Origin of the sequence: Oceanisphaera sp. W20_SRM_FM3, assembly GCF_052119705.1 — a bacterium.
GTDB lineage: Bacteria > Pseudomonadota > Gammaproteobacteria > Enterobacterales > Aeromonadaceae > Oceanimonas.
Genome location: NZ_JBGQOP010000019.1, coordinates 18,392 through 30,697 on the forward strand (window position 1 = coordinate 18,392; position 12,306 = coordinate 30,697).

The 12,306-nt window shown below is 50.7% G+C and carries 9 protein-coding genes; all 9 read left to right on the forward strand.

The annotated features are described in order from the left end of the window. Positions 1-9 precede the first annotated feature (9 nt). The 9 genes from murC (at position 10) to ACEN2G_RS10680 (ending at position 12,259) form a co-directional block, all read left to right on the forward strand. Positions 10-1,470, forward strand: a complete 1,461-nt coding sequence (murC, locus tag ACEN2G_RS10640; protein ID WP_442021469.1) for a UDP-N-acetylmuramate--L-alanine ligase — start codon at positions 10-12, stop codon at positions 1,468-1,470. After that, complete coding sequence (locus tag ACEN2G_RS10645) at positions 1,467-2,384, forward strand: D-alanine--D-alanine ligase (protein WP_442021470.1); 918 nt, start codon at positions 1,467-1,469, stop codon at positions 2,382-2,384. Before murC ends, ACEN2G_RS10645 begins: the two co-directional genes overlap by 4 nt. A 1-nt stretch (position 2,385) precedes the next feature. Beyond that, positions 2,386-3,153, forward strand: a complete 768-nt coding sequence (locus ACEN2G_RS10650; protein WP_442021471.1) for a cell division protein FtsQ/DivIB — start codon at positions 2,386-2,388, stop codon at positions 3,151-3,153. Beyond that, positions 3,113-4,369 (forward strand): cell division protein FtsA, encoded by a 1,257-nt coding sequence (ftsA, locus tag ACEN2G_RS10655; RefSeq protein WP_442021472.1) that lies wholly within the window; start codon positions 3,113-3,115, stop codon positions 4,367-4,369. The genes ACEN2G_RS10650 and ftsA overlap by 41 nt, the downstream gene beginning before the upstream one ends. Before the next feature lie 54 nt (positions 4,370-4,423). Then, positions 4,424-5,566, forward strand: a complete 1,143-nt coding sequence (ftsZ, locus tag ACEN2G_RS10660) for a cell division protein FtsZ (protein ID WP_442021473.1) — start codon at positions 4,424-4,426, stop codon at positions 5,564-5,566. A gap of 163 nt (positions 5,567-5,729) precedes the next feature. Next, positions 5,730-6,653, forward strand: a complete 924-nt coding sequence (gene lpxC / locus ACEN2G_RS10665; protein WP_442021474.1) for a UDP-3-O-acyl-N-acetylglucosamine deacetylase — start codon at positions 5,730-5,732, stop codon at positions 6,651-6,653. A 94-nt stretch (positions 6,654-6,747) separates the two neighbouring features. Continuing rightward, positions 6,748-7,623, forward strand: a complete 876-nt coding sequence (locus tag ACEN2G_RS10670) for a M23 family metallopeptidase (RefSeq protein ID WP_442021475.1) — start codon at positions 6,748-6,750, stop codon at positions 7,621-7,623. Positions 7,624-7,673: 50 nt separating this feature from the next. After that, complete coding sequence (gene secA, locus ACEN2G_RS10675) at positions 7,674-10,400, forward strand: preprotein translocase subunit SecA (protein WP_442021476.1); 2,727 nt, start codon at positions 7,674-7,676, stop codon at positions 10,398-10,400. Positions 10,401-10,591: 191 nt separating this feature from the next. Then, a complete protein-coding gene (locus ACEN2G_RS10680) occupies positions 10,592-12,259 on the forward strand; it encodes a methyl-accepting chemotaxis protein (RefSeq protein WP_442021477.1) in 1,668 nt (555 codons plus the stop codon). Positions 12,260-12,306 lie beyond the last annotated feature (47 nt).

Sequence of the window (12,306 nt, forward strand, 5' to 3'; positions counted from 1 at the left end):
GAGAATGGCATGACCAAAGTTGAACTAGCAAAATTGAGAAGTACGGTTCCCGAGATGAGACGGGTGCGTCGTATTCATTTTATCGGCATAGGTGGCGCCGGTATGGGCGGCATTGCCGAAGTGCTGGCCAATGAAGGTTATGTTATTTCTGGCTCAGATATCGCCCATAACCCGGTGACCGATCGTTTGCTGGCCATGGGCGCAAAAATTTACTTAGGTCACGCAGCACAGCAGGTGGCAGATGTCAGTGTGGTGGTGACCTCGACCGCCATTCGAGAAGATAATCCAGAATTGATGGCAGCAAGAGAGCTGCGTATTCCTGTGGTGCGCCGTGCAGAAATGCTGGCGGAATTGATGCGCTTTCGCCACGGGGTGGCGGTAGCCGGTACTCACGGTAAAACCACCACCACCAGCTTGATTGCCAGCATTTACGGTGAAGCGGGGCGCGATCCTACCTTCGTGATTGGCGGCTTGCTCAATAGTGCCGGTTGTAATGCGCGTTTAGGCAGCAGTCGTTACTTGATTGCTGAAGCCGATGAGAGCGACGCCTCCTTCTTGCATCTGCAGCCTATGGTCTCGATTGTTACCAATATCGAAGCGGATCACATGGACACTTATGGCGGCGACTTCAGCAAGCTGGAAGCCACCTTCGTCGATTTCTTACATAATCTGCCGTTTTATGGCTTAGCCGTATTGTGTGTGGACGATCAAGTGGTGCGGGATCTGATGCCACGCATCAGTCGCCAATGCGTGACCTATGGCTTTGTGGATGATGCGGATTATCGCATTACCGACTTTAGCCAGCAGCGTGATAATTGTCAGTTTACTGTGTGTCGTCCCGATGGTAGCAGCTTGGTCGTGCAATTGAATTTACCCGGCCGCCATAACGCGCAAAATGCCACCGCCGCCATCGCCGTGGCCTGTGAAGATGGCGTGACCGATGAGGCTATTTTGGCGGCGCTGATCAAGTTTGAAGGCGTGGGTCGTCGTTTTCAGCAATACGGTGAATATGAGACCGGCCGAGGCCATGCCAAGCTAGTCGATGACTATGGTCATCACCCCAGCGAAGTACGTGCCACCCAAAATGCGGTCCGGGCCGGTTGGCCAGAGCGGCGGTTGGTGACCATTTACCAGCCGCACAGATACAGCCGCACCCGAGATCTTTATGAAGATTTTGTCGATGTATTATCGAAAACCGATGTACTGATCTTGCTTGAGGTGTACAGTGCCGGCGAAACGCCGATTCCGGGAGCCGATAGTCGTGCTTTATGCCGCTCCATTCGCAGCCGTGGCAAAATGGAACCTATTTATGTGGCCAGCCCAGATGAGGTGCCACAGATTTTGGCTGAGTTGCTGCAAGACGGCGATTTAGTGCTAACTCAAGGCGCCGGTAACGTCGGCGGCTTAGCGCGCACCTTAAGCCAATTACAATTATCGATAGCTGCTATGCAGCAAGGAGAGCAGGCATGACATCATTCGGTAAAGTTGCGGTATTGTTTGGCGGCCATGCGGCGGAGCGAGCAGTATCCTTGCGCTCGGGAGCTGCGGTATTAAGCGGCTTACAAAGAGCCGGCGTCGATGCCCATGGCATAGATACCCAAGATTATCCGCTAGCCCAACTTAAGGCCGATGGCTTTGACCGCGCCTTTATCGTGGTGCACGGCCGTGGCGGTGAAGACGGCGCCTTGCAAGGGGCATTAGAGCATTTAGGCTTGCCCTATACTGGTTCTCGGGTGTTGGGTTCGGCACTGGCCATGGATAAAATTCGCACCAAACAAGTGTGGAAAACCTTAGGCTTACCGACGGCAGAATTTAGCGTGGTGCACAGAGGGCAATTTAAGGCCGAAGATGCCAGCGCTTTGCTGACTAAATTTGATGGTCCTATTTTCGTTAAACCGGCCAATGAAGGCTCAAGTATCGGCATGACCAAGGCCGTTGACGCGCCTACGCTCATAGCGGCCATCGAAGAAGCCTTTAAATTTGACGCCGAAGTCTTGCTCGAGCGTTTTATCGACGGTGACGAATACACGGTCAGCATCTTGGGTGAGAAAGCGCTGCCAGCCATTCGCCTGCGCACTACTCATGATTTTTACGACTATTCAGCCAAGTATCAGTCTGGCGACACCGAATATCTGTGTCCTTGTGGCTTAAACGAGGCAGACGAACAAAGGTTGGGCGAGCTCTGTGTTGCCGCGTTTAAAGCGGTGGGCGCTAGCGGTTGGGGCCGGGTGGATGTGATGCGCGACAAAAATGGTCATTGGTGTTTGCTGGAAGTGAATACGGTACCGGGTATGACTGAAACCAGTTTAGTGCCCAAAGCGGCCAAGGTGGCAGGCTTAACGTTTGAGCAGTTAGTGATGACGGTATTGGAGCAGGCACACTAATATGGCGTCTGCCGCAACTCGTACCAGACTCGCCTTTCTTGGCGGTTTGTCCGTTTTCTTGGTCGTGCTCTCGGCGCTGCTGTGGGGGTTGTGGCAGGTGTTTGTCTGGATGACGGCAGCCAATCAAGTGCCAGTAAATAATCTGATGATCCAAGGTGAGCATCATTATTTAAGTCGCGAGGCGGTACGCGATTCGGTACTTGAGCTACCTGGGGTCGGTAATTTCTTTGCCCTGGAAGTGGATCAGGTACAACAACAGCTGCAGGCGCTGCCTTGGGTCTATCAAGCTTCGGTGCGCAAACAATGGCCGGACACGGTGCGAGTCTATATAGTCGAGCAGCAGCCGGTGGCCCAATGGAACTATAACGCCATGCTTAATGTGCACGGTGAGGTGTTTCAGGCCACATCTGAACAGTTAGATCTGGTGTCTTTATCTGGGCCCGATGAAGAAGCGGCGCGGGTATTGGCCGAATATAAGAAGATAAAAAAATATTTACAGCCCAAGGGTTACGAGATAGAGCAGATTAATTTAACGCCTCGCCTGTCTTGGGAATTAACGCTTGATGGCGGCATAACTTTATTGCTGGGTCGTGAAGATATCACGGCTCGGTTACAACGATTTGTAGATGTCTATCCAGATATTGATCAGCGCGAGCGAGTAGCATATCTCGATTTGCGCTACGATACTGGGCTGGCAGTGGGATGGAAGCAGGACGAAGAGACGGATAATGACCAAAAGCACGGAAAGAAATCTGATCGTCGGGCTTGATATCGGCACGGCTAAGGTCACGGCCCTGGTAGGTGAATTACTACCAGATGGCGATTTAAATGTTATCGGTATTGGTAGCCATTCTTCAAAGGGAATGGATAAAGGCGGCGTTAACGATCTCGAATCAGTGGTTAAATCACTGAAACGCGCCGTGGACGAAGCAGAGATGATGGCTGATTGCCAAATTACCTCTGTGTACCTTGGCCTATCGGGTAAGCATATCGAGTGTCGTAACGAAACAGGTATGGTGCCCATTTCTGATGAAGAAGTGACCCAGGAAGACGTAGATAGCGTCATCCACACCGCCAAGTCGGTGCGCTTATCAGACGAGCACAGGGTGCTGCATGTATTGCCCCAAGAATACTCAATCGACTTTCAAGAGGGCATAAAAAACCCCATTGGTCTGTCGGGCGTGCGCATGCATGCCAAAGTGCATTTAATTACCTGCCATAACGATATGGCACGTAATATCGAAAAATGTGTGGAGCGCTTAGGGCTACGTGTAGACCAGTTGATCTTTAGTGCGCTAGCTTCTAGCTATGCGGTATTAACCGACGATGAAAAAGAGCTCGGGGTGTGCGTGGTCGATATTGGCGGCGGCACCATGGATATGGCGGTGTTTACCGGTGGTGCGCTGCGCCACACTAAGGTGATCCCGTATGCGGGTAGTACGGTCACCAGCGACATCGCCTATGCTTTTGGTACTCCGCCTTTGGATGCCGAAGCCATTAAAATACGCCACGGCAGCGCCTTTAGTAAATTGGTGAGCAAAGAAGACACCATAGAGGTGCCGAGTGTGGGCGGACGGCCGGCGCGCAGCCTACAACGCCAAACCTTGGCGGAAGTAATAGAGCCGCGCTACAGCGAACTGTTAGGCATGATCAACCAAGAGTTGAGCAAGGTTCAAGGTGAGCTGAAAAAAGCCGGTGTTAAGCATCAATTGGCGGCGGGCTTGGTATTAACTGGGGGCGCTGCACAAATAGAAGGTTTGGTTGAGTGTGCCGAGCAGATTTTTCAGTGTCAGGTACGTATCGGCCAACCCGCTGGTGTGAAAGGATTGTCAGATTACGTTGAGACACCCGTGTACTCCACCGCAGTGGGTTTGCTGCATTACGGTAAGGAGCACCAATCAATGCCTCAACAGGACTATAACGGCAAATCCAGTTTTGGCTCCTTGTTTAAACGCATGGGCAACTGGTTGCGTGGCGAATTTTAAGCTTGCGGATGCACCCTAAGGGGTAAGGTCCCAAGTACAAGCGGAGAGACTCTTATGTTTGAACTGATGAATGATCACGATGAAGAAGCAGTAATTAAAGTGGTCGGCGTGGGCGGCGGCGGCGGTAATGCTGTCGAGCACATGGTGCGCGAAAAACTGCAAGGCGTAGAGTTTTTAACCATCAATACCGATGCACAGGCGTTGCGTAACTCCAGCGCCGATAGCACGCTGCAAATTGGTGGCGAGATCACTAAAGGTTTAGGCGCGGGCGCTAATCCTGAAGTAGGTCGCGACGCCGCACTGGAAGACATAGACGCCATTCGCGAATTGCTGCAAGGTGCCGACATGGTCTTTATCGCCGCCGGTATGGGTGGCGGTACCGGTACTGGTGCGGCGCCTGTGGTGGCGCAAATTGCTAAAGAGTTGGGTATTTTAACCGTCGCCGTCGTTACTAAGCCGTTTGCTTTTGAAGGCAAGAAGCGCATGAACTACGCGCAACAGGGCATCAATGAGCTGGTAAAACACGTCGACTCCTTGATCACTATCCCTAACGATAAATTATTGAAAGTATTGGGTCGTGGTATTTCTTTGTTGGACGCCTTTAAAGCCGCCAACGATGTATTACTGGGTGCAGTACAAGGCATAGCCGAGCTGATCACGCGCCCAGGTCTGATGAACGTCGACTTCGCCGACGTGCGTACCGTCATGCGCGAAATGGGTACCGCTATGATGGGTACCGGCACCGCCACAGGTGAAGACCGCGCCGAAGAAGCGGCTGAAAAAGCGATTTCTAGCCCGCTGTTGGAAGATGTGGACTTGGCAGGTGCGCGTGGCATCTTGGTAAATATTACCGCCGGCCTCGACATGACTATTGAAGAGTTTGAAACTGTGGGCAATGCCGTTAAGGCCTTCGCTTCAGAAAATGCCACCGTAGTCGTGGGTACAGTACTGGATCCCGAGATCACCGATGAAATGCGCGTGACGGTAGTGGCCACAGGTATTGGTGCCGAGCGTAAGCCCGATATCACGCTAGTGAAATCAGGTTCTAGCAATCGCGATGACAACGGCATTCGTCAAATGGAAGGCACCCGTGAAGAACAACCTGGCAAGATGGTGGTGAACGCAGACGCGACTCAGGCGAAGTCAGATATGGACTACCTGGATATTCCGGCGTTTTTGCGCAAGCAAGCGGACTAACAATTGGCCATTTAGCTATTAGCAGACAAACTTTTAGCCTGCAAAAAATGGTGTAATTTGCGGTGGCGGATTATTGTGCTAACATATTGGACCACTTGAATTCGGTTCGGATCTGGCCTTAAGTGCAGACTCGTAGGCAGATAAGCTACTGGCGGACAATCTTATGATTAGACAACGAACGTTAAAGAATACCGTGCAAGCCACAGGAATAGGGCTGCACTCCGGCCATAAGGTACAAATGACCTTTATTCCTGCGCCGGCTAACACAGGTATAGTGTTTCGTCGTACCGATCTGAGCCCGCAGGTCGAAATCAAGGCCGATGCGGCCTTGGTAAAAGACACCATGCTGTGCACCGCACTCGTTAATGAGAACGGCGTGCGGGTGTCGACCATAGAACACTTATCTGCGGCGCTAGCTGGCCTTGGCATAGATAACTTGTTTATCGAAGTGGATGCACCTGAAGTACCGGTAATGGATGGTAGCTCTCATCCGTTTATTTATCTGTTACAGTCCGGTGGTATTCGCGAGCTCAACGCGTTAAAGCGCTTTATTCGCATTAAGAAGACGGTACGCGTAGAAGACGGCGATAAGTGGGCGGAATTTAGACCCTATAATGCCGGCTTTAAGATGGACTTGACCATAGACTTTGATCACCCCGCTTTTGTTGGTGAAAGTCAGCATTTGGTCTTGGACTTCTCCGGTGCCGCCTTCGTGAAAGAGCTGAGCCGAGCCCGCACCTTTGGTTTTATGCGCGACATCGAGTACTTGCACTCGCAAAACTTGGCACTGGGCGGCAGTTTAGAAAACGCCGTGGTGCTCGATGAGTACAAGGTGCTGAACGAAGACGGATTACGTTATCCAAACGAGTTCGTTAAACACAAGATGCTGGACGCCATTGGTGATCTGTATATGTGTAATCACAGTATCTTGGGTGAGTTTTGCGCCTACAAAACTGGCCACGCGCTAAACAATACCTTGCTGCGCGCCATGTTAGCGGATGCCCAAGCTTGGGAGATGGTCACCTTTGATGAACAAGGTGCCGAGTCGCCTATTCGTTACTACGACACCGCCTTCAGCCCCGCTTAAGCTGATATAAAAAACACGCCAGCCCCTGCTGACGTGTTTTTTTCTTTTCAGTCGCTACTCTCCTATGTAAAAAGCCCCTATGCAAAACGCCGCTATGCAAAAAAAAACGATGCAAAAATCCCCCCTTATTGCTCCCACTAACCACTTTTTTTGGTCTACCCTTTGGTCACAATCTCGCTGGTCACTGCTGCTGGTGCTGATTTCTCTGTTTGCGGTCGTATTTTTTTATAGCCAATGGCAAAGTAGTCAGCGCCAGCAACTGCTGCTAAGTGCACAGCTCGAACAACAAAAGCGTCTGCAACAGCGGGAATTAGGCCGCATAGGTCAACGCTTAGGACAGTTGCAAGCCGAGTTAGCGCAAGTGAGTTTGATGGGCAATCGTCTGGTGAGTAATTATGATTTAGTGGATGAACTGCCGGTGCCGCGCATTGACAGTAATCTGTTACAGCGCCCCTTTAACGGTTTTGCCGATCTTAATCAGACCTTGGCGCTGGTGATGAGCCAAACCCAAGAGTACGGCATCACGCTGGTAGCACTTGAATCTATGCTTCTGAATCTCCATATCAATGAAATAACTCAAATTCAGGGTCACCCAGTACCTGGGTATAGTGAAATGAGCTCAGGCTTTGGCCAGCGCCGCGATCCTTTTAGCGGTCGTGCTCGCTGGCACCGAGGCTTAGACTTTAGGGGTAAGATAGGTGAGCCTATCGCCGCGACGGCTGCAGGTGTGGTCAGTTTGTCGGAGCGTCATCCTGATTTTGGCAATATGGTGGAGATAAACCATGGCCAAGGTTGGATCACTCGCTACGCGCATTTAGACTCGCAATTAGTCGAAGTGGGTGAGCATGTTGAGCAAGGGCAACTTATCGCCCACATGGGGCGTACCGGACGTGCAACCGGTGTTCATTTGCATTACGAAGTATTAAAAGGCAATAGACAGCTTAATCCAGCGCGGTTTATACCTAATTAGATCTCGGTCCCCTCAGGGGCTTTCTCTTTCATCAGCATAATTGGCCAAACATGATCACTAAATTTTTTACCATGCTAGTTGGTAGCCGTAACGACAGAACACTTAAGCGACTGCGCAAGATTGTAGATGAAATCAATGCCATGGAGCCTAAGTTTGAAGCCTTATCCGATAGTGAGCTGCAGGCTAAAACCGCCGAGTTTCGCCAGCGCCTAGAGCAAGGTGAAACCCTAGACCAGTTGCTGCCCGAAGCCTTCGCTACGGTACGAGAAGCCTCGCGTCGGGTGTTTGAGATGCGCCACTTCGATATGCAGATGATTGGCGGCATGGTATTGCACAACAATAAAATCGCCGAAATGAAAACCGGTGAAGGTAAAACCCTAACCGGTACTTTGCCCGTGTATTTGAATGCGCTCACCGGTCGTGGCGTACACGTGATCACGGTCAACGATTACTTGGCGCGCCGCGATGCCGAAGCCAACCGTCCTTTGTATGAATTTTTAGGCATGACGGTGGATTGCAACTTAGCCGGCATGGACTCATCAGAAAAGCATGCAGCCTATGCGGCAGATATTACTTACGGCACCAATAACGAATTTGGTTTCGATTATCTGCGTGACAACATGGCGTTTTCACCGCAGCAACGCGTACAGCGCCCACTGTATTACGCCCTGATCGATGAAGTGGACTCGGTATTAATCGATGAAGCGCGTACGCCATTGATTATTTCTGGCCCCGCCGAAGACAGCTCTGAGCTGTATATTCGCATCAACACCTTGATCCCGAAATTGGTGAAGCAAGACAAAGAAGACACCGAAGAATACACAGGTGATGGCCACTATACGGTGGACGAAAAAAACAAGCAGGCACTACTGACCGAAAACGGCCAGATCTTCGTCGAAGACGAACTCAAGCGCATGGGCCTGATCGAAGAAGATGATTCTCTGTTCTCGGCCAGCAATATTACGCTGTTGGCTCACGTGAATGCGGGCCTGCGCGCCCACACCTTATTTGAGCGCGACGTCGACTACATAGTCAAAGATGACGAAGTCATCATAGTGGACGAGCACACCGGCCGTACTATGCCGGGGCGTCGTTGGTCAGAAGGCCTGCATCAGGCAGTGGAAGCTCGTGAAGGGGTAAAGATCCAAAACGAGAACCAAACTTTGGCTTCCATTACCTTCCAGAACTTCTTTAGATTGTATGAAAAGCTGGCCGGCATGACGGGTACCGCCGACACCGAAGCCTTTGAATTTCAACATATCTATGGCCTAGATACGGTTGTTATTCCCACCAACAAGCCCATGGTACGTAACGACATGGGTGATTTGGTGTATTTGACTGCGGCTGAGAAATATCTCGCCATAGTGGAAGACATTAAAGGCTGCGTTGAGCGTGGTCAGCCGGTGCTCGTGGGCACAGTTTCCATTGAAAACTCTGAGCTGTTATCCGGTATTTTGGACAAAGAAGGCATAGCACATCGGGTGTTGAACGCCAAATTCCACGAAAGTGAAGCGGAAATTATTGCCGAAGCGGGTCAGTCCGGCGTGGTGACCATTGCCACCAACATGGCGGGTCGGGGTACCGATATCGTTTTAGGCGGTAACTGGCAGTCAGAAATCGATAAGTTAGCAGCGCCCACCACGGAGCAAATTGCCGATATTAAGGCGGCCTGGAAAGTGCGCCACGATACTGTTGTTGCTTCCGGTGGTTTGCATATTGTGGGTACTGAGCGTCATGAATCACGCCGTATCGATAACCAGCTGCGCGGTCGTGCGGGTCGTCAGGGTGATGCGGGTTCGAGTCGTTTCTATCTGTCGATGGAAGATGCCTTGATGCGAATTTTTGCCTCAGATCGTGTGACCGGCATGATGAAGAAATTAGGCATGGAAGAGGGGGAGGCTATAGAGCATCCTTGGGTGAGCCGCGCTATCGAAAACGCCCAGCGCAAGGTAGAAACCCGCAACTTCGATATTCGTAAGAATTTGCTCGAATTTGATGATGTAGCTAACGATCAACGTAAAGTGATTTATGAACAGCGTAATGAGTTGCTGGATGCCACCGACATCAGCGAAACCATTACCGTGATCCGTGAAGACGTGATCAATGGCATCGTCGATGAATATATTCCCGCTCAGTCACTGGAAGAAATGTGGGATGTACCGGGCCTTGAACACCGTCTGCTGGCCGACTTCGGTCTTGAAGTGCCGGTGAGCACTTGGTTAAAAGAAAACGATAAGCTGCACGACGATCAAATTCGCGAGCAAATTTTGGCCATTGCCGACCAAGCCTATGTAAATAAAGAAACGGTAGTAGGGCCTGAGGTGATCCGTCAGTTTGAAAGCTCGGTGATGCTGCAAACCTTAGACACGCTGTGGAAAGAGCACTTAGCGGCCATGGATCATTTGCGCCAAGGCATTCATTTGCGCGGTTATGCACAAAAGAATCCTAAGCAAGAATATAAGCGCGAGTCTTATGAGTTGTTTACCCAGCTGTTAGAAAACCTCAAACGCGAAGTAGTGAGCATACTGAGCCGTGTTAAGGTGCAGAGCCAAGAAGAAATAGAGGCAGTGGAAGAACAGCGTCGTGCCGCAGCCGAGAGTCAGCCTCAGAGCTATAGCCATGCATCGGGCGATAGCTTACTCGAAGAGGAGTCTCAGGCCGCAGCAGAAGCCGAGGCGGTGCCTTTCGTCCGTGATGGTCAAAAAATTGGCCGTAACGATGCTTGCCCCTGTGGTTCAGGTAAAAAGTACAAGCAGTGTCACGGTAAACTGAGTTAAGACACTCATTGCTGCTACCGAAAGCTGCTACCGAAAGCCGCCCGCGAGGGCGGTTTTTTTATGGGCGTAAAACAGCAATATAATATATGCCATTAGCAGTGTTTTTATTTGAAATCTATGCGCTCTATCAAATAAATAGCATATAATATCGCCAATAATTTTTCGTAGTATTTGGCAATTGGAGTGCCCGAATGTATAAAAATTTGACCCTGAGGTCATTGATTCGCCTGATTTTCTTAGTGGTGTTATCACTGGCGCTGGTGTTGGGCCTTGCCCTCTATTTTTTGTTGCAGTCTCAGCAGAATGTGGGAAAGGCTCACCAAGAGCGTTTTAACTATTTTAATGCCAGCAATATGATGCGCATGTACTCGAGTGAGCTATCGACCCATATTCGTAATTACGTGGTCACCGATAATCAGGAAAAGCTGAATGCCTATCGCGAGGTACTGGCTATTACCGAGGGACAAGCTCCTAGGGTTAATGGACTCATAATATCTAATGAAGACATGGTGTCGCAGATGGATCTGACCTCCAGTGAAATGACACTGTTGGAGCAGGGACGTCAGGCAACCGTCACCATGACCACTCTGGAAAAGGAAGCTCTGCGGCTGATGGCCATGGGGCAAAAAGAACTGGCTCAGCAACAGGTATTGGGTACTGAATATGATCAGGCGCGCAAAACGCTCAGTCATTCGGTGGATCAATTTGTCTCTATGCTGCTTGCTCGTCAGTCGAAGAGTTTGCAGACGCAAGAAGCACGCAACCATCAGATGGTGGTGTTGATGGCATCTTTGGTCGTCCTGCTAGTCGTCTTGAGCCTGTTACTGGGCATGATCCTACGACGCATGGTATTGCAACCCTTGGGTGCTGAGCCAAGCGAAATGGAGCGAGTGGCGGGCTCGATTGCTGATGGTGATCTGAGTTTGAACTTTGCTGCTAATAGTTCAGGAGTATATGGCAAGTTGCAGCATATGACCGAAAAGCTACGTGAAGTTATTGGCCATATCCATCAGTCTAGTAGCAGTCTATCGGCGGCGGCAGAAGAAACGTCAGCCGTTTCTTTGCAGACCAGCGCCAATTTAAGTCGTCAGCAACAAGACACGGATCAGGTCGCCGCTGCTATCAATGAAATGGCGGCGACGGTAAATGAAGTCTCGCAAAATACTAGCCTAGCGGCGGCCTCCGCCCGTTCGGCCAATGATGCGGCAGAGCAGGGGAAGAAAGTAGTACAGCAGACTGTGGTTTCCATCAGCCAGCTGGCAGACGACGTTATTTCGACCGGTCGGGTTGTGCAGTCTCTGGCCGATAGTAGTACCCAAATCAGTACTGTGGTGCAGGTTATCCAAGATATTGCCGACAGAACTAATCTTTTAGCCCTAAATGCCGCCATTGAAGCTGCGCGCGCCGGTGAGCAAGGCCGTGGTTTTGCAGTGGTAGCCGATGAAGTACGTCAGCTCGCAGGGCAAACCCAAAAGTCATCTCAAGAAATAGTAACTATGATTGCCAAGCTGCAGGGCGATGCCGAACAGGCGCTAAAAGCCATGGATCATGGTCGCAAGCAGGCAGAGCTTACGGTAGGGCAGGCGCAAGAAGCTGAACGAGCCCTCGAACTCATTAGCGCGGCAGTGCAAACTATCAACGACATGAATACCCAAATTGCTACAGCAGTAGAAGAGCAGGCCACGGTAACGGAAGATATCAGCCGTAACCTCACTTTAATCCAAGGTGTAGGCGAAGAAACCGCCACTGGTGCCGAGCAAACAGCCAGTGCGAGTCGTGAGTTATCAGAACTAGCGGCGGGGCTGCAACAACTGGTGCAAGGGTTTCGTTTAGAATCCATAAAACGCGCTCACTATTAATCTAATCACAGTGCTAATTATCTATTATTAGCCAGTTAGGTTTATTT